The 25209-nt window shown below is 36.5% G+C and carries 26 protein-coding genes; 2 read left to right on the forward strand and 24 right to left on the reverse strand.

All coding sequences use genetic code 11. From position 1 onward, the window contains the following. Positions 1 to 17: 17 nt before the first annotated feature. The 6 genes from M1D73_RS18165 to M1D73_RS18190 all read right to left on the reverse strand — a co-directional run bounded on the left by M1D73_RS18165 (position 18) and on the right by M1D73_RS18190 (position 6525). The gene (locus M1D73_RS18165; protein ID WP_000615384.1) at positions 18 to 851 is read right to left on the reverse strand and encodes a GNAT family N-acetyltransferase; all 834 of its coding nucleotides are present in this window, start codon (positions 849 to 851) and stop codon (positions 18 to 20) included. 66 nt (positions 852 to 917) lie between these two features. Beyond that, entirely contained in the window at positions 918 to 2426 is a 1509-nt protein-coding gene (gene argH / locus M1D73_RS18170) for an argininosuccinate lyase (protein WP_481157932.1), read from the reverse strand. 101 nt (positions 2427 to 2527) lie between these two features. After that, positions 2528 to 3637 carry a serine hydrolase gene (locus M1D73_RS18175; RefSeq protein ID WP_000751366.1) on the reverse strand — a complete coding sequence of 370 codons (1110 nt, stop codon included), beginning with the start codon at positions 3635 to 3637 and terminating at the stop codon, positions 2528 to 2530. A gap of 117 nt (positions 3638 to 3754) precedes the next feature. Next, the gene (locus M1D73_RS18180; protein WP_000756458.1) at positions 3755 to 4687 is read right to left on the reverse strand and encodes a nucleoside hydrolase; all 933 of its coding nucleotides are present in this window, start codon (positions 4685 to 4687) and stop codon (positions 3755 to 3757) included. 122 nt (positions 4688 to 4809) lie between these two features. Then, positions 4810 to 6243 carry a sodium/pantothenate symporter gene (panF, locus tag M1D73_RS18185; RefSeq protein ID WP_481157933.1) on the reverse strand — a complete coding sequence of 478 codons (1434 nt, stop codon included), beginning with the start codon at positions 6241 to 6243 and terminating at the stop codon, positions 4810 to 4812. A 3-nt stretch (positions 6244 to 6246) separates the two neighbouring features. Next, positions 6247 to 6525, reverse strand: a complete 279-nt coding sequence (locus M1D73_RS18190; RefSeq protein ID WP_000656239.1) for a YhdT family protein — start codon at positions 6523 to 6525, stop codon at positions 6247 to 6249. 273 nt (positions 6526 to 6798) lie between these two features. On the opposite strand from M1D73_RS18190, the gene dhaS reads away from it, so the two are divergent. Further along, positions 6799 to 8283 (forward strand): aldehyde dehydrogenase DhaS, encoded by a 1485-nt coding sequence (gene dhaS / locus M1D73_RS18195; protein ID WP_121868206.1) that lies wholly within the window; start codon positions 6799 to 6801, stop codon positions 8281 to 8283. A 50-nt stretch (positions 8284 to 8333) separates the two neighbouring features. Here the strand turns inward: dhaS and fabG are convergent, their stop codons facing one another. Then, positions 8334 to 9074, reverse strand: coding sequence for a 3-oxoacyl-ACP reductase FabG (gene fabG / locus M1D73_RS18200; protein ID WP_000395038.1), 741 nt, complete (start codon positions 9072 to 9074; stop codon positions 8334 to 8336). A gap of 132 nt (positions 9075 to 9206) precedes the next feature. On the opposite strand from fabG, the gene M1D73_RS18205 reads away from it, so the two are divergent. Continuing rightward, entirely contained in the window at positions 9207 to 9356 is a 150-nt protein-coding gene (locus M1D73_RS18205; protein WP_001035815.1) for a YfhD family protein, read from the forward strand. A 73-nt stretch (positions 9357 to 9429) separates the two neighbouring features. On the opposite strand, the gene M1D73_RS18210 is transcribed toward M1D73_RS18205, so the two are convergent. The 17 genes from M1D73_RS18210 to fdhF form a co-directional block, all read right to left on the reverse strand. Beyond that, positions 9430 to 11283: a terpene cyclase/mutase family protein gene (locus M1D73_RS18210; protein ID WP_000928146.1), complete on the reverse strand. Its 1854-nt coding sequence runs from the start codon at positions 11281 to 11283 to the stop codon at positions 9430 to 9432. 99 nt (positions 11284 to 11382) lie between these two features. Then, entirely contained in the window at positions 11383 to 11808 is a 426-nt protein-coding gene (locus tag M1D73_RS18215; RefSeq protein WP_000447820.1) for a divergent PAP2 family protein, read from the reverse strand. 79 nt (positions 11809 to 11887) lie between these two features. After that, entirely contained in the window at positions 11888 to 12829 is a 942-nt protein-coding gene (rarD, locus tag M1D73_RS18220) for an EamA family transporter RarD (RefSeq protein WP_000535539.1), read from the reverse strand. 92 nt (positions 12830 to 12921) lie between these two features. Beyond that, entirely contained in the window at positions 12922 to 13170 is a 249-nt protein-coding gene (locus tag M1D73_RS18225) for a DUF1294 domain-containing protein (protein WP_000871349.1), read from the reverse strand. A gap of 183 nt (positions 13171 to 13353) precedes the next feature. Further along, a complete protein-coding gene (locus M1D73_RS18230; protein WP_000367300.1) occupies positions 13354 to 13752 on the reverse strand; it encodes a hypothetical protein in 399 nt (132 codons plus the stop codon). 42 nt (positions 13753 to 13794) lie between these two features. Then, the gene (locus M1D73_RS18235) at positions 13795 to 14019 is read right to left on the reverse strand and encodes a hypothetical protein (RefSeq protein ID WP_000752375.1); all 225 of its coding nucleotides are present in this window, start codon (positions 14017 to 14019) and stop codon (positions 13795 to 13797) included. A gap of 15 nt (positions 14020 to 14034) precedes the next feature. Then, positions 14035 to 15084, reverse strand: coding sequence for a P-loop NTPase (locus tag M1D73_RS18240; protein WP_000957508.1), 1050 nt, complete (start codon positions 15082 to 15084; stop codon positions 14035 to 14037). A 72-nt stretch (positions 15085 to 15156) separates the two neighbouring features. After that, the gene (gene moaD, locus M1D73_RS18245) at positions 15157 to 15393 is read right to left on the reverse strand and encodes a molybdopterin converting factor subunit 1 (RefSeq protein ID WP_000628500.1); all 237 of its coding nucleotides are present in this window, start codon (positions 15391 to 15393) and stop codon (positions 15157 to 15159) included. A 4-nt stretch (positions 15394 to 15397) separates the two neighbouring features. Next, on the reverse strand, positions 15398 to 15862 hold the full coding sequence (gene moaE, locus M1D73_RS18250; RefSeq protein WP_000531881.1) for a molybdopterin synthase catalytic subunit MoaE: 465 nt from the start codon (positions 15860 to 15862) through the stop codon (positions 15398 to 15400). Then, complete coding sequence (locus M1D73_RS18255; protein WP_086692780.1) at positions 15843 to 17150, reverse strand: molybdopterin molybdotransferase MoeA; 1308 nt, start codon at positions 17148 to 17150, stop codon at positions 15843 to 15845. The genes moaE and M1D73_RS18255 overlap by 20 nt, the downstream gene beginning before the upstream one ends. A 17-nt stretch (positions 17151 to 17167) precedes the next feature. After that, complete coding sequence (locus tag M1D73_RS18260) at positions 17168 to 18184, reverse strand: molybdopterin-synthase adenylyltransferase MoeB (protein ID WP_000785259.1); 1017 nt, start codon at positions 18182 to 18184, stop codon at positions 17168 to 17170. 24 nt (positions 18185 to 18208) lie between these two features. Beyond that, positions 18209 to 18988 carry a formate channel gene (locus M1D73_RS18265; protein WP_000863998.1) on the reverse strand — a complete coding sequence of 260 codons (780 nt, stop codon included), beginning with the start codon at positions 18986 to 18988 and terminating at the stop codon, positions 18209 to 18211. Positions 18989 to 19179: 191 nt separating this feature from the next. After that, positions 19180 to 20196 carry a GTP 3',8-cyclase MoaA gene (gene moaA, locus M1D73_RS18270; protein WP_000844124.1) on the reverse strand — a complete coding sequence of 339 codons (1017 nt, stop codon included), beginning with the start codon at positions 20194 to 20196 and terminating at the stop codon, positions 19180 to 19182. 16 nt (positions 20197 to 20212) lie between these two features. Next, positions 20213 to 21010, reverse strand: coding sequence for a formate dehydrogenase accessory sulfurtransferase FdhD (fdhD, locus tag M1D73_RS18275; protein ID WP_000802690.1), 798 nt, complete (start codon positions 21008 to 21010; stop codon positions 20213 to 20215). Between the two features lie 16 nt (positions 21011 to 21026). Beyond that, positions 21027 to 21371 carry a Na-translocating system protein MpsC family protein gene (locus M1D73_RS18280; RefSeq protein WP_000039582.1) on the reverse strand — a complete coding sequence of 115 codons (345 nt, stop codon included), beginning with the start codon at positions 21369 to 21371 and terminating at the stop codon, positions 21027 to 21029. A 115-nt stretch (positions 21372 to 21486) separates the two neighbouring features. Continuing rightward, entirely contained in the window at positions 21487 to 21969 is a 483-nt protein-coding gene (locus M1D73_RS18285; protein WP_000729897.1) for a helical membrane plugin domain-containing protein, read from the reverse strand. 12 nt (positions 21970 to 21981) lie between these two features. Next, positions 21982 to 24921, reverse strand: coding sequence for a formate dehydrogenase subunit alpha (gene fdhF, locus M1D73_RS18290; protein WP_001063638.1), 2940 nt, complete (start codon positions 24919 to 24921; stop codon positions 21982 to 21984). Positions 24922 to 25209 lie beyond the last annotated feature (288 nt).

A 25209-nucleotide genomic window follows, 5' to 3' on the forward strand; every position in this document is an offset into this window, starting at 1 on the left:
TAGCACGCCTTTTTGTTCTACTTCTCTAAAAATATAAGCACAGACTCCGCAATTTGCTCATAACCAATTTCTTGATAAATTTTATTCGATGTCGGATTCGCTAAATCAGTATATAACGTAGTCGTCTTGTACCCTTCATCTAACATACGTTGACTAAGTGCCGCTACACACTTAGATGCGTATCCCTTTTTCCTTGCTTCTTTCGGCGTATATACAAAATTAACTGTTATATTATTTTTAGTTGGTCTCGTTTTTGCAGCTACAGAAACGAGTTTCCCATCCACTTCCAAACCAAACAGTCGATTTGTAGTTATTAATGTATATGCAGTTTGTTTTGCTTCTTCTTTCGTAGTAGGAAGCTTTACATCTTCACAAAATTGATATATCCACTGTTCTATTAATGGTAATTCATCATTATTTACCGCTCGAAAAAGTCCATTCGCATTACACTTCTTCTTTACTCTGTTCAACTCATACACACCTTGCTCCATTGCAACATTCATTTTCTTATTTTCTAATACCGCAATCTCTTCCGCTAATTTCTGTACAATTTTCTTATTACCGATCAATCCAGGAATATCCGGATATACTTTCGTTAACTCTTTTGCAAGTTCCTCAATAGCTACTCCCGAAATTTCAGAAGTTGCAACAATGATTTGTTTCTTCTCTTCTGTTTGCAGAAATACAACCGCAATTTCTTCTCCTTGTTTCGCTATCCCCATAAATGTTGGTTGTTGGACCATTTGTAATACACCTAATATGAGATTGTTTTCCTGCTCATTCTTTTCTAGAAATGGTGTAACATCTTCTTTAAAATGAAAAATCTCTTCATATACATGTAATTGAATCATCGACAATCTCTTCTCTCTATTTATATTTTAATTAAGTATTGGCGATTAATTCATTAAATCCCTCTTTTACGATTCAATAATATTCAAAGCTAATGTATTCAAAGCATTTTCAGCTTGTAAAATTCTCTGTTTTTCCTTTTCAAATACATCTTCTTCTTTTCGAAATGACTCTTGTCGATTTTTAATCATACGATTCATTTCTTTTTTACTCGGTCCACCGTATACATTTCTTTTTTGAATAAAAGCTTCTGGCGATATAATTTCTTTCCACTCTTTTTCTAATAAATTTATTTTAAAATGTTCTTGCAAGTACATATTTACCTCTTTGAAGTGTAATTCATGTAGTTCTTTTTTCTGCTCCAATGACATATTTGCAATAGCACTTGCTGCATGATGAGCATACCGAAATGGAATTTCATAGTTTTTTGTTAAAACATCGGCGAAATCCGTTATCGTTATTGCATGTTTATAGGAACGACTTTTTAACGTTTCTTCTTCTACTTTCATCGTTCGGATCACTGCATTCATCATACAAAAAACACGAATTGCCTTTTCAATCCCTTTATATAAATATGGCTGCAAGTCATCTTCCGTATCGACAATATCACCAAATGGTGTATTATGAATCATTTGAAATACTGTAAATGCTTCTCCTAAAGCACTACTTGTAATTGCACGAGCGTGTTCAATTGAAACCGGATTTCGTTTTTGCGGCATAATACTACTGATTTGTACATATGGCTTTGCAACAGTAATACCGTCATATTCTTTCGTTGCTAACAACAAAAAGTCATGAATCCATCTACTCGTATTCGTCATCATTACCATAAGTAGCGAGCTAACTTCTAATAAATAATCCGCTCCAGCAACAGCATCATATGAGTTCTCAATTACATTTGTAAATCCAAGTAGATGAGCAACTCGTTCTCGTTTAATCGGGAAACTTGTTGTAGAGAGTGCAGCTGCCCCCATTGGAGACTGATTTAAAAGCTGGTACGTTTTTTTCATTCGTTCTAAATCTCTTTGCATCGTATCATAAATTGCTAACGTATAATGACCAAATGTTGTTGGCTGTGCTGGTTGTGTATGTGTATAAGCTGGCATGATCGTTTCCTTATGATCAACGGCAAGTTGCAGTACACTTTCTTGCAATAACAAATGATGTTCTATTAATCGTAATACATATCGCCTTAAACTCATGCGATACATCGTTACGCCCATATCATTTCTACTTCTACCAATATGCATATTACTTACAAAATCGCATTTCGCTTCTTGAGAAATTAAATGTTCGACTAAAAAAAAGAGATCTTCATGCTGCTCTGTATAGAGCAATTGCTCTTCTGGAATTCCCTCTACCTTTTTTAATGCGTGTAATATAACTTTAGCTTCTTCCTTTTTCATTAAATTTTCTTCCGTCAGCATCGTAATATGTGCTTTATGCACTTGAAACATATCTTTCAATAAGTAATTTCTTTGAAAATGAAATACATGTTGTAATACACAATCCACATATGTTTTCCCAGGGAAATCAGCGCCTTCACTCTTTATAAACTCTTCTTTACTTTGTTTCATCACCTTTTCCCCTCTCACCTAAGTATTACTACCCATCATACCCAGAGATAGAAAAAAAGTGCTTGTACATAAAAATAAACTCGGTGCTCTCTGCACCGAGTTTATTTAATAAAAGTCGCATCATACTTATCACTTTGCAACACTTGGAAATGTAAGTTTGCTAAATGTTTCCGTATTTCTGCACTATCGTCTTCATTTAAATTATTTGCCAAAAACACAATCTCCGTACAGTTTCCACGTTTATCCATAGCGTAAACTGCTTTTGTAACCGTCCATGGTGTATAACCATTCTTTTGCCCAGCATGTCTAAATGTTTTACGGTATTTCTTGGCACTCATGTCTGTTTCAACGATATTTGCCCACACTTTTTCTTCAGCTTCTGTCAAGCCACCTTTATGGTTTGCCTTTTGAAGTAATACCATATAATCATTTGCAGAAGCTGCTGGTAATCTATCTGACCAAATTTTGTCGTAACGTTCCTCTAAATAAAGCGGAATTTCCTTCTGTAATAATGGTCCCTTCTTCTTTAAGCGTTCATGAATAATCATCGCATATTCACGATATTGCTCTTGAGACATTTCTTTTAACTTTTTCTCTATTTTATATTTTGGAACATGTAATTCTTTATGCAAATATCCCGGGATATACAAAGATGAAACGATTGGAAATAGTGGTTGATGTGCAGGAAGTGATAAACTTTGTAAATTTCGATTGATGTTATCTAATCCTAACAATTCCATTAAGTATTCAGCATTTGCATTCGAACTAAACTTAACCATTCCTTTTGCCACTTCTTCTAAAGAAACCGCTCCTTCAGTTATCTTGCCCGTTTTCTCCAAATACTTTTGCCATCTATCTTGTGCACCACCATCTGTATTCGGCACATAATAGCGATTCACATCATTAATCGACACGAAACTAGAAGAATCAATTTTCCCTTCAGTAACTTGTTTCGTATATTCAAGCGCCACAATTAATTTCATCGTACTAGCAACTGGCAATACAACATTTGGGTTTACAGAATAAACAACTTTATCATTTCTCTTTACTAGAAGCGCACTATTTTTTTCATCTTTATGTTCTTCAATAAAAGATGCAATATACTGTGCATCATCATTATTTGAACTCCACACTTTTTTCACTAAAAAGTTACCCGATATTAGCAAAACAAAAATACCCACAATTACTGCGCATACTATAGTTTTTTTCAAGTAAAATTCCTCTCCTATTGTGTAACTCTTCTCTATTTATCATTTAAAAACAAAATAATGGAGATGGTTATTTACATAACCATCTCCATTATTTTAACTTGTATGCTCCTATTATGTCTACGTCATAAATTTCACAAAATCCTCAAGAAACTTTTTATAATGTAACGACCAACCAATTCGCACCCAATTTTTTAATGCTTTTGCATCAGGTTGAGGCCGAAAATCAGCAATACTCTCTCCTTTTGCAATTCCAGCTGTATCTACATCGACACGACGATATACATAATCTAAAAGGGATGGATTTGCCGCAACCATCATTGTAACGACGTCATGTACTGGACTTCCTTTTATTTTCGGATTTAACTTTCTATAAGCTTTATAATAGTACGTAAATATCGGCTCGATTAACTTATTAAAACTCGTTTTAGAGTGTTTCGTAATATATTTTACCATTTCCGGTGTAATAATTGCTTCAGATGTAACGTTAAGTGGCACTAATGTCACATTTTTGGCATTTTGCATAACTAATTGTGACGCAATGGGATCACCATGAAAATTCGCCTCTGCGACTGGTGTTACATTGCCAGGCATTAAGAAAGCACCGCCCATTATATAATATTCTTTCACATACTTCATCATCGGCTTTTCTAAAATAAATGCTGTCGCTAATGTTGTTGATCTACCAGCATCGACTATTATTAATTCTCCTTTATATTTTTCAAGAAGATCAAAAAATGTACAAAAAGGCTTTATATTTGGTGAAAAAGTTTTTGGAGGTTTAATTGGCCCTAAACCGTCTGTCCCATGAATTTCTGGATAATACGTCGTAATATCTCCGGATAAAGGAATTTTCGCACCATTAATAACAGGTATATCTTCCCGTCCTGCCATTTGCAATAAATATGCGGCATTACTTGTCGCCTTTTCTTGTGTTACATTTCCATATCCCGTTACTACACCAACAATATCAATATCAGGATGCAACAATCCATACATAATTGCTAAAGAGTCATCAATTCCTGGGTCTCCTAAAAATAACACTTTTTTCATCGACCTCAACTCCATCCCCTCAGTTGTTATTAATTTATGAATAACCGTGGATATACAGAATAAAAAAGAACAAATTCATACGAAAAAACGCAGTCTTATAAGGACTACGTTCTTCAGCTAACCTATACTGTTTTTTTTACAGCACTCATACTTCCAATAACATAAGCGATAAACGCAAAACAAATCGGGAAGACAACTGTATGTATACCGAACGGATTTGGATAGAAAAGATGAATACACATATATGAGCCTACCCCAACTAAAATAGACGCAAGCGCTCCTGTAGCATTTCCTTTCCTCCAATATAACCCTAATACGATTGGCCAAATGAATGCTGCTTCTAATCCACCGAAAGAAAATAAATTTAGCCATATTAAAAAATCTGGTGGTTTAATCGCCGCTGCATAAACGAGTAGTCCTACAATACCAGTAATCCACAAACTTCCTTTTTTTATCGTACTGTCTGCTGCATCTTTATTTATGTAATTTACATATATATCTTTAATAATTGACGAGCTTACAAGTAATAATAAAGAGTTTACTGTAGACATAATCGCTGCCATCGGTGCAGCTAAGAAAACTCCAGCTAACCAAGGAGGTAACACTTCCATCGCAAGTAGCGGCATTACTTTATCTGGTACCGTTATACCTGGAAGTACTACTCTTGCAAATACACCAGTTAAATGCATACCGATCATAATTGTGCCAACGACAACGGTTCCAATTATTAAAGCTTGATGCATCGCTTTTGAATTTTTATAAGACATGGCACGCACGCTAATTTGCGGTAAGCCGACAACGCCAATTCCAATTAAAATCCAAAATGATGTAACATATGATTTCGTTAAACTGCCATCTGCTCCGAATGGTGTAATTAACTTTGGATTAATTTGAACAAGTTCCTGCATAATATTTTCAATTCCACCACCAGCAATGACAGTAGCAATTAAAATGATTGTCGTTCCAACTAACATAATGATTCCTAATAATGTATCTGATAGAGCAACTGCACGAAATCCACCAATTAATACGTACACAAGTACAGAAAAAGTAAATAAAAATAGTGCTGTTGTATACGATAGACCAGTTAGTGACTCGATTAATCGTCCACCACCGACCCACTGGGCTACTGTCGCTGAAAATAAAAAGATAATAATACATAACGCAGAAAGTATAACAACTGCTTTATTATTGTATCTCCCTTTTAAATAATCGATAAGAGTAATTGCTTCCATCTTCCTAGCGATAATTGCAAACTTTTTACCGATAACCGTTAAAACGATATAGCCTGTTACAACTTGAATCGCAGATAACAGTACCCATCCAAGACCCATATTGTAAGCAATACCAGGGCCACCAATAAAGCTACTTGCACTACCGTACGTAGCAATCATTGTCATCGCTAATAATAAACCGCCTAGCTCACGCCCACCAAGAAAATATTCTTGTAAAAATTTATTATGAGCAGTTGCTTGCACACGTCTTGAAGCATATACACCAATTAAAAATACAACGATAAACGAAATTATCATTGGAATGATTACATACCAATTCATCTATTATTCCTCACTTTTTTCTTCCTCATCGAGTGAAATATCTTGAAATACAAAACGAACAACTAAACTAAGTAAAATAACCATAACGATAAATCCAACGATACAGCTATAAAAAAACCATGCGGGAAAACCTAATACATATGTATATTCATTCGGATTTTTACTACCAAGCCCATAAGCAAATCCGTACCATATTATAAAATTAATAATAGCAAGTCCAAGACCAATTAACGCTTCTCTATGGGCTATTCGAAAGCGTGGATCATCATGATAATCTTTCATTTTTACCCCTCCTCTCACGATGTATTATTGTACCATTGTTCTTCTAGTTTTTCCTACTAGAAAGCAAAAACAAGCAGGATTTTTTATAATCATATAGAAGATTCTCTTACATTACATATTTTTTACAATTGTAACACAAATGAAATTTGAATTTTCAGTATTTCTTAATTATGATTTTAATTAGAGGCTTTCCATCTAGTTTCCACATCCTTGATTTCGGAATAAGCGCCGTCTCGTACTGCGTTTACATTATATTTTCAAGGGGGTTATACAATGAGTCAACTAGCTGTAAATCTTCATGAAAAGGTAGAGAAATTTCTTCAAGGTACAAAAAAGTTATATGTGAATGGATCTTTCATTGAAAGCGCTTCCGGTAAAACATTTAAAACACCTAACCCAGCAACTGGTGAAACACTTGCCGTCGTTTCTGAAGCTGGTCGCGAAGATATTCATAAAGCTGTAGTCGCAGCTCGTATGGCTTTTGACGAAGGTCCTTGGTCTCGTATGAGCACCGCTGAGCGAAGCCGTCTCATGTACAAGTTAGCTGATTTAATGGAAGAACATAAAGAAGAGCTTGCACAGCTCGAAACATTAGATAACGGAAAGCCAATCCGTGAAACAATGGCAGCAGACATACCACTTGCAATTGAGCATATGCGCTATTACGCTGGATGGGCTACGAAAATCGTTGGTCAAACAATTCCTGTTTCCGGTGATTACTTTAACTATACACGCCATGAAGCTGTTGGTGTCGTTGGTCAAATTATCCCTTGGAACTTCCCGCTTCTTATGGCAATGTGGAAAATGGGAGCAGCGCTTGCTACAGGATGTACAATCGTTTTAAAACCTGCAGAACAAACTCCACTATCTGCTCTATACTTAGCTGAATTAATTGAAGAAGCTGGATTCCCGAAAGGTGTTATTAATATCGTACCTGGATTCGGTGAATCAGCTGGACAAGCTCTCGTTAATCATCCACTCGTTGATAAAATTGCATTTACCGGTTCTACTCCTGTCGGTAAACAAATTATGCGACAAGCATCCGAAACATTAAAACGCGTTACACTTGAATTAGGCGGTAAATCACCAAATATCATATTGCCAGATGCTGATTTATCTCGCGCGATTCCTGGTGCACTTTCTGGTGTTATGTTTAACCAAGGACAAGTATGCTCTGCTGGATCACGCTTATTTGTTCCGAAGAAAATGTATGATAATGTCATGGCTGATCTCATCCTCTATTCTAAAAAACTAAATCAAGGTGTCGGTCTTAACCCTGAAACAACAATTGGCCCTCTCGTTTCCGAAGAACAACAAAAACGTGTAATGGGCTACATTGAAAAAGGGATTGAAGAAGGCGCTGAAGTCCTTTGCGGAGGAAGTAATCCATTCAATCAAGGCTACTTCGTTTCTCCTACAGTATTCGCTGACGTAAATGATGAAATGACGATCGCAAAAGAAGAAATTTTCGGTCCAGTTATTTCTGCAATACCATTTAACGATATTGATGAAGTAATTGAACGTGCAAATAAATCACAATTCGGCTTAGCGGCTGGTGTGTGGACAGAAAATGTTAAAACAGCACACTATGTTGCAAGTAAAGTACGTGCAGGTACAGTATGGGTAAACTGTTATAACGTCTTTGATGCAGCATCTCCATTTGGAGGATTTAAACAATCTGGTCTTGGCCGTGAAATGGGATCTTACGCATTAAATAACTATACAGAAGTAAAGAGCGTTTGGCTTAACTTAAATTAATGAGAAAGAACCTGACCTACCTGGTCAGGTTCTGTTCATTATGTATTCCTTTAAACTTGCAGTCCTCCGCTCACATTTAATACTTCACCTGTAATATAAGATGCGTATTCTGATGCTAAAAAGGCTGCTGCGTTCGCAATATCTTCTGGCGTTCCAATTCTACCAACTGGAATAGCGCCAACCATCTTTTCTTTCACTTTATCTGGTATCGTTTTGGTCATATCTGTATCCATAAACCCCGGACAAATCGCATTACAAGTAATACCGAAACTTCCAACTTCTTTCGCTGCTGTTTTCGTTAATCCTACAACTCCTGCCTTTGTAGCCGCATAATTTGCTTGACCTATGTTTCCTTCTCTACTAATTGAAGATATATTAATAATGCGTCCATACCCTTGTTGTCTCATGTAAAGAAGCGCGGGTTGCATACAATAAAAAACTCCAGTTAAGTTCACTTGTAATACTTGTTCCCAAGCAGACTTCTCCATTTTATGTAACATTGCGTCTCTTGTAATTCCAGCATTATTCACCAAAATATGTAATGTACCAAATTTTTGAACCGCATATTCAATTAACGACTTTGCTTCATTTTGATTACTCACATCACATCGATATGAGCACACTTCATATCCTTCATCTGATAACTCACGTGTCGTTTTTTGTAGATTTTCTTCATTTACATCGCTAATTAATACTTTCGCCCCTAGTTTTGCATAAACCCTTGCAATCTCTTTTCCAATTCCCTGTGCAGCTCCTGTTACAACAGCTGTTTTCCCATTTAAAAACTCCATTCCTATCCCCCATTTCTATTACTTATACTGTATATTTCGGCTCCTTGCTTTCCAATTCCTCTTTGTATAAAAAAGTCTATTTGTGTCAAACTAACTTTGCAACGTCGCATAAACGCAAGGAGATTGTGTCGAATGAACAAAAAGAATTTCAAACAAAGCAAAGCAACTGATGGCATTGATGTTGAGTTCTCTCGCGAACTCGCTGACCACAATGACTTAGAAGCAAACGCACGTGCAAATGCCGCTGATGCACGTCAAAAGCGCCAATCAACCGAAAAATAAGGTACATCACAACCTTATTCTTTTCAAAAGGGACCTACTACCCAACAAAATAAACCGAGAGACATCTCTCGGTTTATTTTCTATATTTTTTTGCATAATGAGCCAAAGTAAGCAATGGATATATATGAGCATAACTATGATAACGAATATAAAACCCACCTGGTAAACCTGTTCCAGTAGGATATTTTTCATTTATATAAGAGTTGGAGAGCAAATATGAAATACCTTTTCGAATGACTGGCGTTTCTTTATCATAGTAAGAAATGAGGGCATCTAACGCCCATGCTGTTTGGGATGGTGTACTAAATGGCAAAGTAACAAATCTTTTTTCCACACTACTTTGGCAAGATTCTCCCCAGCCACCATCTTCATGCTGTATATGTTCAAGCCATAAAGCTGCTCGTTTCACTGATGGATCGCTAGATGGTATTCCTAGTGACCGTAAACCAGTCAACACTGCCCACGTACCATATATATAACAAATTCCCCATTTCCCATACCACGATCCATTTTCCTCTTGTACATTCATTAACCAATTTATCGCACTTTGTTTTTGTTTCTCGGGCAATTCATTTTGCGTATACGTTCCGAAAAATTCTAATACTCTTCCTGTAATATCTGGTGTAGAAGGATCTGTAATCATATCACTTGCATTTTCGATTGGTAAATTTGCTAATATATGGCTCGTTACCCCTTTTTCAAAAGCCCCCCAACCACCATCATTATTTTGCAATCCTTTAACCCAATTAACCGCTCGCTTCCAAGCAGTGTCTACATTTTCGTTCCCTCTACTTCGCGCCAATGCTCTTAACGCAGCAGTTGTATCATCAACATCTGGAATCGTCGTATTCACATCCGAAAAGCCCCAACCACCCGGGAAGAGATCCGGTGCATGTACACTCCAATCTACTTTCTTCGTTTGCTGTTTTCTTAGTAAATATGCTGATGCATTGTGAATCACTTTACTTGCTTTCGGAACTTGAGCTTCTTGCAAAGCATAACTGAGTAAAGCTGTATCCCATACAGTTGATGGAGAGTTTTGCAAATGGCTCCCTCTCTCCATCTTCCATATATAAGATGTGATTCCCGTTATAGCTTTTTGAATAATTGGTGATTGAATAGAATGTCCTAATGCAAGTAAAGCATAAATCATATAAAACGAGGCAGTTGCGTAGCTATATAATGTTCCATTTTCATCAATACGCTCTTTCATAAAACGTTCTACTTCCTCATATCCTTTATGATGCAAAGAAAGTGGATACGTTATAATTTTCTTCACGTCACTTACTAACGTTTGAAAAACTGGAGACCGATCCTCCCGAAACCATTCTCCCCCCCCGCCTGCAATGTGATTTAAATTTGGCAATAACTTTTTCCCTACTCGAAATCTTTTATTTAAACACAACATCATCGGAATTAAATGAATACGTGCTGAGCTACTCAGTTCAAAAATACTGAGAGGGGAATCATTCTGCAGAAACATAATTGGTGTTGGCAAATGAAAGAGAGAAGGATATTCATATTCTCCATGAATCGCTAATAAAAACTTCGTCATAAAATGAGCACGCGCTACCCCACCGCGCTCATTTATAAACATTTCCGCTCGCTTCATATTCACATCTTCTTTTGTATATTTTTCCGATGCAAGTAAGGCAGCATAAGATTGAATTGTAGCAGATAAATTACCACCCACTTCATCTTCATACAATTTCCATGTTCCTTCATTTGTTTGGAGTGATGCTAATCTTTTTACAAACGGTTCTATCTCTTTATCTTTACCTAATAATTTTAATAAAAAAATCATATGACAATCTGTTAGTGGCGCTCCTTCAAAACAAAACCGCCACGTACCATCTTGCCGTTGCATTGTTTGAAGTGCAGTTGTTCTTCTCGCTATTTCTTCATGCACTTTTTCATATAATAACAAGTTGCTCACCCACCCTTTCGAAATCCGTATAACGATATTCAAAAAGGTAGCTGAATATGTATAAAAACAAAGAAAAGCAGAACATATAAAATGTTCTGCTCATAAACAATACCCTACTCCGACAATAATCCCTAATAAAGCACCGACTACTACTTCATACGGTGTATGCCCAACAAGTTCATTTAACTTCTTATATTCTGTTTCTCTACCGTGAAAAAAATCATTCAATATTTTTGCTTGTTTACTTACTGCAAGCCTTACTCCTGAAGCATCATACATAACAATAATGGCAAAAATTGTAGCAACCGCAAACATCGAGCTTTCCACACCTTCCACTACTCCAACTCCTGTAGCAAGCGCTGTAACTGTTGAAGCATGAGAACTTGGCATCCCACCTGAAGCAAAAAACTTTGCAAAATCAAATTCACCTGTTTTAACTAATTTGAAGACTACTTTCGTTAATTGTGCTAAAAACCATGAAATTACAGCTGCCATAAGCGGATCATTATGTAAAATTGTTTCCATATTCTCAGCTCCTTACTGACTATAATGGAAATTCTATATAATATAAGTATAAAGAAAAATGCGTAGAAAATACTACGCATTATGATACTTTTGCTGATTTATTTTTTATAAATTTCGGTTGTTTCTGCACTAAAAACTTAGTCTTCGCTACCGAGAATACAAATAATGCAACCCATATACAGAAAAATGCAATCATATGAGTAGATGTGAAATGTTCACCAAATACGAATACACCTAAAATTAAGCTAATTGTTGGTGCAATATATTGTAAAAAACCTACCATATAAAGCGGAATAAGTTGGGCTCCTTTTGCAAAATAAAAAAGTGGTAGAGCTGTAACAATACCTGCTCCTATTAATAGTAATGTCGATAACATTGAAATAGATCCAAATGAGCCGAAACCATGGGCGCCTGTCATAACAAGGTAAATGATTGCAAGCGGTGTCACTAACATCGTTTCCATCGTAAGTCCAATTGTAGCATCATAGTTTAACAGTTTTTTCGTTAATCCGTATAATCCAAATGAAAAGGCAAGTGAAAGAGAAACCCACGGAATAGATCCGAAACGCACTGTTAAAATGATAACCCCCACTCCAGCTAAACCAACTGCAACATATTGCCAGAAGTTTAACTTTTCCTTTAAAACGACTGTACCAAGTAAAATACTAATAAGCGGATTAATATAATAGCCAAGACTCGCTTCAATAACATGATTATGATTAACGGCCCATATGTAAACAAACCAGTTTCCGCTAATCAAGACTGAAGCTATTGTTAATGACATTAATAATTTAGGTCGTTTAAAAAGATTCACAAATTCCCCAATAAACTGACGAAACCTCTTCGTAACACCTAATACGAGTAACATAAAAACAAATGCCCAAACGATGCGGTGTGCTAATATTTCATCTGCTGGAACTTCCTCAACCCATTTCCAATAAATCGGTAGGATTCCCCACATCGTGTAAGCACCAGCCGCGTATAGTATCCCTTTTTTTTGCTCTGCTGATTGACTCCCCATCTTCCTTTTTCTCCTCTTCTCATTTTTTCTCCATTATACGGTCTCACATGCTCACTTTACCAATAATCAATCTGCATTTCTTTCGACATTTCTCATACAACGAATAATAAACATACCGTTATTACAACAAGTAACGGTATGCCGAAAACAAATTTCTTTTTATGAGTTTTATGATGAAACATATACATGCCGATCCAAGCTCCAACTGCTCCTCCAGCTGCCGCCGATAAAAACAACGTACTTTCTGGCGTTCTCCACTGTTTCTTCTTTGCTTTTCGTTTATCAAGCCCCATAAGGCTAAAAGCTATAACGTTAATAATAAGAAAATAAATCCATTTCATCGCTTTCTCTCCTTATGAAAAATTCGATTAATAGTAACACGAAAAAACGACGGAAACAACTGAAGAACTCTTTTTATCCAACTAGTTTCATTCCTTTTTCTTAATTAGTTACCTTCATATTTACATAACCAACTAAAATCGCAGTTAAAGCATTTAATATAGAAAAATGTTATGAGTAGAATCTTATATTTCATTACATTCATCCACTACCATATCATCAAAAAAATTGCTCTCAATCACTTTCTCATCAAAACGAAGAACTACAATTAGCCCTACATATAAAGAAACAAAATTTAGAAACCATTCCCCATTCTCATCTTTCTTAGCTAAGCATTTAAATATCTCTTGAAATTGCACCCGCTCGTCTGCAGCAACAATGGGACGTACACCAAAATATTTCAATACAAGATTCAGCTTCAGCTGTACGGATAATGATAAAATATATTTTAATAGCTTCGTATACTCTGCACTATCTTTTTGACTATACAACTTCACAAGCTTTGGATGTAAATTCGAAATCGATAATTCCTCGTCAGTCACTCTAGTTACTTCTATCGTTTCAATCATCTTTTTCATATCCATCACATTCACCCCTTCTGAAAAAATTCTAAAGCCAAAGAGTACTTAATTCAAAATGTACAACAATTGTGCGTTTCTCGTCTCTCGTTCTTCCTCACTGACTAAATCATACTTTTTTAGGAGGTGAAAAACATCATTTAATAATTTCTGTGAATGAATACCTTGCAAAAAACTCTTTAACTCTTTAAAGATCCCTTCAGGTAAAAAATTCTTTTGACTTTCAAGCTTATTCATCACATCTTCAATAGAATGATCAATGTTACATGCCATACTAAACTTCCCCCTCTATCCTCTATAAATAATATCCTCAGCTAACGATGTAAACACTTCTCCAACAAGAGAATCTTCATCATATACAGATGAACCATTATTTTCTTCACGTTTCGCAAAAGGTATTTTGGCAATTACTTCTGTTTGCAATTGTTCTGCAAGCATTTCACCGCCGCCTTTTCCGAAGAGATAATTTTTCGATCCATCTTGTTCTTCATAATAAGCCATATTTTCCACAATACCTAAAATCTCATGCTTCGTATGTTTTGCCATTACACCAACTCTTGAAGCAACGAATGAAGCTATATTGTGCGGAGTTGTAACAATTATTTCTTTCGCTTGCGGAATCATCGCTGCAACATCAATCGCAACATCTCCTGTACCTGGTGGTAAATCAAGTAATAAATAATCTAATTCTCCCCAGTGCGTATTCGCAAGGAAATTTTGAATCCATTTATTTAGCATCGGTCCGCGCCACATCACTGGGTTATTTCCTTCTGTAAAGAATCCCATCGACATGATTTTAACACCGTGACTAATGACTGGAATTGCCGTTTGATCAATCATCGTTGGTTTCTTATTCGTTTCCATCATAGCTGGAATACTAAAACCATATATATCTGCATCTAATATCCCCACTTTTTTGCCCATACGAGCTAGTGCAGTTGCAAGATTAATTGTCACCGTTGATTTTCCAACTCCGCCTTTTCCGCTCGTTACAGTAATAAAACGTACTCCTGAATCCGGGCGAAGCATGCTCGGCATACCAGTTTCTGTTCTAGTATTTCGCTTTAACTTCTCTGTTAAAGCTGCACGTTCTTCTTGTGTCATAGAACCAAATGTTACCTCCACTTTAGAGGCACCAATTGCGTGAAGCGATTCTTCAATATCTTGTTGAATTTTTGCTTTTAACGGACAACCTTGGATTGTTAGTACTACTTCAAGTTTAACCTCTGTTCCGTTCATTTGTATATTTCTAACCATATTTAATTCTACAACACTTTTGTGTAACTCTGGATCCTCTACATGTTTTAATGCATTCATTATTTGTTCTTGAGTAAGCATAGAACTCATCCCTTCTCTTATTCTAATTTATATACAACATTTTCTTGGCACTTCATCTGGTGAAAAAGCTTATTATCCCCCGCTAACGGGTGGGATTAATGCGACTATATCTCCGGCTTTTATCATCTCTTCATTCATTACAAACTCTTCATTAACAGCCACCATCACTTTATCCAGCGATTGTAAACAATAGCTGGCTTTGAGCCATTCTTTTAATTGCTGCACTGTCATTTCTTGCTTTTCTGAAATTACTAATCGATCCGATCCAACTTCCTCACGCAAATTTGCAAACAGTAAAATTGTAATCATTTTCTCATTCTTCCTTCTTTGGTTTTCCTTCTGGATAAGGTGTGTTTTCAAGTTGATCTCCAACCCACATCGTTCCATCTTCCCAAAATTCTTTTTTCCAAATTGGAACGATTCGTTTTATACGTTCAATCGCGTACTCATTCGCTTCATAAGCTACTTTACGATGCGGTGATGAAACTGCAATGACTACCGCAATATCCATTATTTCTAGTCGCCCTACACGGTGCGTAATTGCTACTTTTGCATCCAGCCATCTTTCACTAATTTCTTCACCAATTCTCATAAGTTGTTTTACTGCCATCGGTTTATATGCTTCATACTCTAAATGTAGCGTTCGTTTTCCTTTTGTTAATTCTCTCACCGTACCAATAAATGTTGTAATCGCACCTGCTTCCCTTCTTGCGACTTTATTCGTTACTTCTTCAACTAAAATCGGTTTATCTACAATCTCAAATAGCACTTGTCCCATTAAAACCACCTCTCACTTTATGAAATGTCCAAGTCCATTCACTACCTTCGTTATCTTCTAATAAAAGAACATCGACAAACATATCTTTTTTATATCCTCTTGTCCCGCCCGGCAATACGATAAACGCGTTGGATTCTGCCAATGAAGAAACTGAGCTAGATTTATCAAACCCTGATGGATAAGCGATTAATTTCCCCTCATCATATTGCAATTTTGCTCGTACAAATCTTGTAAATGGATTCGGTTTTAGAAAATCTTCTCCTAATAACGCTTTTTCTCTTTTTAAATGTACTTTTTCACTAAACATATACGTCCGAATACACGGTCTTACGAATAATTCAAACCCTACGTAACAAGCTGATGGATTCCCTGATAAACCAAATAATAACTTGCCATTTAATTGTGCTACAGTCGTAACACTTCCTGGTCGCATTGCAACTTTATTAAAAAGAACAGATGCACCTAACTTTTCGTAAATAGCTGGTAAATAATCATAATCTCCTACTGATACACCGCCCGTTGTAATTAACATATCTACTTGGCCAAGCGCTTCTTTCACAGCTGTAAAACACGTATTAAAATCATCACTAAACTTCCCAAAATATTTTACTCTTCCGCCCGCTCTTCGAATTTGAGACAATATCATGTACGTATTACTGTTTCGGATTTTCCCTGGCTGTAATGAATCATTGACATCCAGTAATTCACTCCCAGTCGCTAACAGTCCAATTACAGGCTTTCTCGCAACTGGTACTTCACTATAACCGAATGTAGCAAGAAGAGCTGAAATACCTGGATTAATGTACGATCCCTTCTTTGCAAGAACTGTTCCTTTACGAGCATCTTCACCTTGAAAAGAAATATTGTCGCCCGTTTTGAATGATCGCTTCACTTCCATATAATTGTTGCCATTCTTCTCATATTGACGAGTCAGCTCTAACATAACAACCGCATCACACCCATTCGGAATTTGTGCTCCTGTCATAATTCGAACTGCTTGAAATGGACCTACTTTCTCATGGAATAGCGATCCTGCACCAATTTCACCCACTACTTCAAATACAATTGGCGTTTCATAACTTGCTAAATTAGTATCTTCTGCTCGAATAGCAAATCCGTCATACGGCGAACGATTAAATGACGGTACATCATGGTCAGCTACTAAATCCTCTGCTAATATACGTCCATAAGCTAATTCAATTGGTAATAGCTCCTTTAAGCCCTTATCAGCAAATCCCATCACTTTACGAACAGCTTCTTCAACCGTAATTGGCACTCTTCTTTCCATTGTTGACACCCTCTCTATTAACCGAATACGCGATAATATAGTTGTTTCGCTTTCGAAATATCATTTGTACCATGAATAAAAACACGACCATCCCGAAAAAAAACGATGCGGTAATCATCGAATTGGCAAGATAGTAAATACGGATTCCGATCTACTTTTCCCAGTTTTTTTAATACTTTTTCTATATCATCAAAATTGTATTTCCTATTGTCTACTGTTCTAATTTGAACTGTATTTCTTCCGCATAAAACAGCTGCTTTCGTTTGATTTTCGTATGATAAATAAGGATAAGTTCGATTCAAACCGCATGAGAGACAAGCGTCTGTTTTTATTTTCCCTAATTTTATAAAATGATTTTGATTACTCCATATATCAAACATGAAAAATGTTTTTCTAATTGCTGAGAAATCTTCCACTAAAATTTTGAGCGCTTCTGCCACTTGATATGCTGCGACGATTTGAACAGTCGGGCTAATAATCCCAGCAGTATCACACGTCACACCTGTAACAGGGATATTTTTCAGCATACAATGTAAACACGGTGTCTCTTGCGGAATAATTATATAACTCATACCATATGATCCAACGCAAGAACCATATACCCACGGAATATTATGTTTTTGTGATAAATCATTTATTACAAATCGAATATCAAAATTATCTGTTGCATCAATGATTACATCTACATTTTTTAATAGACCTTCCATATTTTCTGAAGTTGCATCCATTACGAAAGCATGTATTTGTACTTCCGAATTAATTTGTTCTAGCCGATTTTTTGCAGCAATTGCTTTCGGCATTTTCTCTCTCGCATCTTGTTCAGAGTACAATTGTTGCCTTTGTAAATTACTCCATTCAACGTAGTCACGATCGATAATCGTCAACTTACCAACACCTGCACGTACGAAACTTTCGGCACTTGCACTTCCTAATGCGCCTGCCCCTACAATTAACACATGTTTATTTCGAATTTTTTCTTGTCCTTTACTCCCAATTGGTTTGAACAACTGTTGTCGTGAATACCGATCAGCCATTACATACCCTTCCTCTCAAGAACTCTATTTCATATTAGAATGTTGTTTCTGATAACAAGCAAAGTAAGCAAAACCAACAAACCCAGCTCCTCCAATTACATTTCCGATAAAAACAGGAACAAAATTTTTAGCCAGATCCATCCACGTTAGATGACCAGCAAAAATAACAGCGGAAATGACAAACATATTTGCTACTACTTGCTGAAATCCAATCACTACAAATGCCATAATTGGAATCCAAATTCCGATGATTTTCCCGACAAAATCACTCGTCCCGTAAGCGAGCCAAAGAGCAAGACAAACGAGCCAATTACAACCAATTGCTAAAATTAAAGTTCTCCCAAATGATTCATGTAACTTCCCTTCCGCTATCGCTACCGTTTTATTTAAATACTCTCCCTCTGTTAATCCGCCAAGATGTCCAAAGCAATACGCAACGAAAATTGCCCCAATAAAGTTCATGAGAGTAATCCAAACCCAGTTATTCAGTACACTTATTAATGTAATTTTCTTTGCATAAAGCGCCATAGACAGTGACATCATATTTCCCGTAATTAATTCTCCTCCTGCTAATACTACGAGCATGAGTCCAACAGGAAATACTGCTCCTCCTAAAACATTCACTAGACTTCCCCAGCGCTCAGGTAAATTCCCTAAAACTCGAATGTTAAGTAAAAAACCTATCGCAATAAACGCTCCTCCTAAAAAACCGAGAATAAGCATCGCTGGCAATGTCTGTCTTACTTTTTGAACACCGGCCTCAATGACAAGCTCAGCAATTTGTTCCGGCTTATGAAATGCCATTACCCATTCCTCCATTTTCTCCAAATAAAAAAGCAGCTTCAAAAAACCTCCTCAAAATAAAGGTTTTTGAATGCTGCTTAATTTCTCTGCACATCTTTTACAGAGATATCAATCATCACTTTTACTATAAAATAGAAAATCCACAACTCTTGTAAATTTTCCATTTTTCACTATGACGCTAGCTTTATATATTAACCACCGATATGTGACATTTCAATTTTAGGTATTGTTTTCTTATTTGTATGATTTAAGCGTTCATCTGAATAACGATCTTCCCTATTATTCCATATATCGCGTACTACATCTGTAATGTCCTCATCTGTATGTTCAGAACGAAGCAATTCTCTTAAATCATTTCCTTTAGAAGCAAATAAGCAAGTATATAATTTTCCTTCTGCAGAAATACGAGCTCTCGTACATGATGAGCAAAAAGAATCTGTTACTGATGAAATAATACCTATTTCCTCATCGCTTCCTATATAACGATACCTAGTAGCCACTTCACCAGAATAATTTGCTTCTATCCGTTCTAACGGCATAACTTGATGAATCGTATCTACTATTTCTTGTTTAGAGACGACCTCTTTTAAATCCCAACCATTATAATTTCCAACATCCATATACTCAATAAAACGAAGAATATGCTTATTTTCCTTAAAATATTGCGCCATCTGCAAAATGTCCTGTTCGTTTTTTCCCTTTTGAACGACCATGTTTATTTTAATTTTCATTCCAACTTCAGCTGCAGCCTGTATTCCTTCCAGAACCCTTTGCACTTTGCTCCTATTACCATTTAAATAGAAAAACCGCTCTTCTTCTAAGGAATCTAAGCTAACTGTTACACGTGATAGTCCCGCCTTATATAAATCAGGAGCAAACTTTTTAAGTAACGATCCATTGGTTGTTAAACCGATATCTTCTACACCATCAATTTTATTAAGGCGCTCAATAAGCTTTGGAAGCCCTCTTCGAAGTAACGGTTCTCCGCCTGTAATCCGTAATTTTCTCACACCTAAAGAAACGAAAATACGTGTTATCCTTTCAATTTCATCAAAAGATAAAATTTTATCATTAGACAAAAACGAGTAATCAGGACCAAATATTTCTTCTGGCATACAATATCGGCAGCGAAAATTACAGCGATCAGTAACTGAAATACGTAAATCCTTTAACGGACGTTGCAACTTGTCTAATGTAACTGATTTCATCTTCATTGCCTCACTTTTATTTTATATTTAAAACACGTTCTGGATGGGTATATACATTTAAGGAGTGATTACGAATAAATCCTATTGTCGTAATACCTAAATCTTCCGCTAGTTGCAAAGCTAACTCAGTTGGAGCTGATTTTGATAGTATAATTTCACAACCGATTTTTGCAACTTTCAATAATATTTCCGAAGAAATACGACCACTAAAAACAATGATTTTATCTTTTATAGAAATATCGTTTCTTAAACAATAACCGTAAATTTTGTCTAGTGCATTATGCCTACCAATATCCATTCGGCTTAAAATAATACCATTAACATCACATAAAGCTGCATTATGAACCCCACCAGTACGATGAAACGTATCCGCAGATTGCTGCATTTCTTTCATTAACCGAAAACAATCATCGGCAGCAACCTGTACATGGACACCCCTCATTTTTTTTGCACTTAGTGCATCATTTGCAAAAACAAACCCTTGCCTACTCATACCACAACAAGACGTAATATAGCGTTTATTTTGCATTTGTTCATAATACGGATTTACTTTTGTCGTTGTTACATGCACAAATCCTTCTTTCTCCTGCACCCATACACTATCAATGTCTTCATACTTCCGAATGATTCCTTCAGACGCTAAGAAGCCTATTACCATATCTTCTATATATTCTGGAGTACTAACCATTGTAACAAACTCCTGTCCGTTCATTTTAATGGTGACAGGAAACTCTGTTACAATGCTGTCCTCTATATGTTTAAATGCTCCTTGTTCATAACGAAAGATTTCTCTTTCTACCTGTATCGGTTTCACGATCAGTATCCTTCTCTCACGTTATATTTTTATCAAAAACAAATACAGAAACTGCAATATCTTCTTCTACTTTCATATCTGAAAACAAATTCACTAATTTCGCTCCAACAAGTTCCTCCAAATGTTCACGGGAATTCGCAGCATACACTTCTTGAATCATTTTCGTTCTAGCCATATGAACCATTTCCGCACCGTCCATCGTACTTGAAATAAATTTTTCAGTAGGTGTTAAGTTTCCATAAAGAGTCGCTATAGCCATATTTTCCGCAAAAACAGTATGAATTCGTTCTGGTCCTTTTCCGAAAAGTTCCTTTCGAAGTTTTCGTATCATATCATTAAATTCATGTACTTTTTTTGACATACAATTATACCTCCCAAAAGCCTCATTTTACTCTATTATATATTTTACCAAAATGAGCCTTCCGCCCAAACTATTTCCTACAAATATTTGGGCGGAAAGGTTCACTTCATGAAGTTTATTCGTCTTTTAACCCTTTCCCCATACCTTTTAAGAAATGAAGCCCAAACCCGATAGCACGGTTAATATCTGGGTCTTTCAATACTTTCATAAGATCGAATACCCCTACTTTTTTATTACTTTCTAGATGTTCATTACCTTCTTCTAGCCCGACTAATAAACTACCTATAAGCTTTTTCGTAAGTTCTGGGTCAAGTTCAGTTAACGCACCTGCAGCGCCCATCATATTATTAATTAAATTTGTAACAGGCTCACGAGTTACTTGACCTAGAACAATTTTCGCAATTGGTTCTTTCGCTTTTAGCATTGAATTTGCAGCTTCTAGCATTCCAATGTCATTTAATTCCCCTACTATATTAAACATCTGATTTAGAGCTTCTTCATTATTAGTTAGAAGCTCTTTTAAATCATCTAACTTTTGCTGTTTTATTTCTTCCTCAGTTAATTCTTGTTTTTGAATCATTTTTATAGGTGCAGCCATAGTTTTCTCCTCCTACTTATCCGTTAAATGCACATATCCTGGACGTGCCCACTTACGATGTACCTCAATTCCAGCTTGAGGGTGACGTTTTTTATTGCGTGGGTTCGCTTTTGGCATCGGATTTTCGCCATCAACTTCTAATACTTCCATACGTACTTTTGTTTGTTTATACGCAGGTGTATTCGTACGTACATCCACAGCAGGACCTGTTAAGAAATTAATTGCCGTTTCGTTATCTGTAGAGTTCATCGGTAAATATAACTCATTCGCTTTTACACGATCTGTAACGAGTGCACGTAATTTTAATGCTCCAAAAGGAGAGACAAGACGAACTAACGAACCTGTTTTTACGCCACGTTCTTTTGCAAGGTCTGGAGAGATTTCAACGAAAACACCAGGTACTTTCGTTTGAATACCTGTTGATTTATTTGTCATATTCCCTTCATGGAAATGCTCAAGCATACGACCGTTGTTAATGTGAAGGTCAAACTCAGCTGGAAATTCAGCTGGACGTACCCAGTCAGCAATCGCAAAACGAGCCTTTTTATCTGGGAAGTTAAATCCGTCTTGGAACAGAAGTGGTGTATTCGTTCCATCAAAACTTCCCCAATGGAAACTGTTCCATCCTTCAAGCACTTCATAGTTCGCTTGCGAGAACAATGGTGATAAACTTGCCATCTCAGCAAAGATTTCACTTGGGTGGCTATAATTCCAGTTTGCACCTAGTTTATTCGCAACTTCCTGGACGATCCACCAGTCTGGTTTCGCATCTCCTAGCGTAGGAAGAACTTGATATAATCTTTGGACACGGCGCTCTGTATTTGTGAAAGTACCTTCTTTCTCAAGAGATGGCGCTGCTGGTAATACAACATCTGCATATTGAGCAGTTTTAGAAAGGAAAACATCTTGCACAACGAAGAAATCAAGGCTCGATAACACTTCATGTACATGATTTGCATTAGAATCTACAAGAGCCATATCTTCTCCGACAAGATACATTGCTTTCATTTTTCCTTCGTCAATTGCGTGAAGCATTTCGATATTATTAAGACCTGGTTCACTATCAATTTTCACTCCGTAAGCAGTTTCAAATTTCGCACGTTCCATTTCGTTAGTAACGTGCTGATATCCTGGAAGCCATCCTGGTAAAGTACCCATATCACAAGCACCTTGTACGTTATTGTGGCCTCGAAGTGGGTATGCGCCTGCTCCTGGACGACGGTAGTTCCCTGTTGCAAGAAGTAAGTTTGAAATTGCAGCGGAAGTATCAGAACCACCTGTATTTTGCGTTACCCCCATACCCCAAAGGATACATGTACCATCTGCATCACGAATCATTCCAGCCATTTGAATAAGCGTTTCTTTTGAAATACCTGTTACTTCTTCTGCATATTCAAGTGTATATTCCTCTAGGCTTTCTTTGAAATCTTCAAAGAAGTTTACATTCTCATTAATGAATTCCTGATCATGCCAACCTTGATCAATCATATATTTCGTAACAGCCATTAACCAAACTTGATCTGTTCCTTGTTTTGGACTAATAAAGACATCTGATCGCTCTGCCATTTCGGTTTTACGAAGATCAGCTACAATTAACTTTTGTCCGTGTAATTTATGTGCACGTTTAATACGTGTAGCTAGAACAGGATGACCTTCTGTCGGATTACATCCTACAATAATAACAAGACCAGATTGCGCAATATCTTTAATCGTTCCGGCATCACCGCCCATACCAATTGTACGGAACAAACCATCCGTTGCTGGTGATTGGCAATAACGTGAGCAGTTATCAATATTATTCGTTCCAAATACTTGTCGAGCCAATTTTTGAATTACATAATTGTCTTCATTTGTAATTTTAGAGGAAGAAATAAATCCGATAGAACCTTTACCGTACTCTTCTTTAATAGCGCCTAATTTATTTGCAACTACATTCAGTGCTTCTTCCCATGTAGATTCAACAAACGTTCCATTTTTACGAATTAAAGGTTTTGTTATTCGTTCTTTAGAATTTACGAAATCCCAACCAAATTTCCCTTTTACACAAGTGGAAATTGCGTTAACTGGTGCATCTGAAGATGGCTGTACTTTAAGAATTTTACGCCCCTTCGTCCACACTTCAAACGAACAACCTACACCACAAAATGTACATACTGTTTTCGTTTTCTTCGTACGAGTATCACGCATGGCCGCTTCCACTTCTGATACCGCAAAAATACCGCTATATCCAGGCTCAACTTCTTTAATTAAATCTACCATCGGTTCAAGAATATCTGGTTTTAATCCCGTCATAAATCCAGCTTCACCGAGCATCGTTTTCTCCATTAAAGCGTTACAAGGACAAATCGTTACACATTGACCACAGCTAACGCATGAAGAATCATTAATATTTACTCCTTCATCCCAAATAACTCGTGGGCGTTCCGCTTCCCAGTCTATCGATAACGTTTCATTTACTTGTAAGTTTTGACACACCTCAACGCATTGACCGCATGCAATACATTGATTAGGATCATAGCGATAAAACGGATGCGTCATATCAACTTCACTTACATCTACTTTCGGTTCATACGGATATTTTTGATGTTCAATTTCCATTAATTCTGCTGTATTATGCAGTTTACAGTTCCCATTGTTGTTGTCACATACTGTACAGTATAATAAATGATTTTCTAGTAACCGATCCATCGCCTCTGTTTGTGCTTCTTTTGCGCGAACAGAAGCACGTTCAATGTTCATACCTTCCGTTGCTATCGTCGAACAAGAACGCATTAACTTTCCGTCAACTTCTACAATACAAGTGTCACATGTTTGAATAGGATCTACTTCTGGCACGTAACAAATTTGCGGATGTTCAATCCCGTTCTCATTAATAACACCCAATATCGTTGAACCGGGCTCCGCTGTATACTTTTTTCCGTCAATTGTAATATGAACCATGTTGTTATTCATGGTCTTTCCCCCTTTTTGAGAATAAAAAAACTCCACCACGAAAATATACGCACCACATTTCGGCACGTTATTATCATGGTGGAGTAGTTTATTAGCACATCTTGCTAAAATACCAATCCATTTATTCATAAATAAAACGATAGAGTCATAACAGGTCATATCACGATTCCATCTTTAACACTATAATTATAGCGTTAAAGTTAAAAATATACAATATAAAATTTAAACTACGCATATGTCAGCTTGTAACTATCCATAATAACCCATATAAAGTGAAACTTTAATCAG

It is taken from the genome of Bacillus sp. PK3-067, from assembly GCF_056738645.1.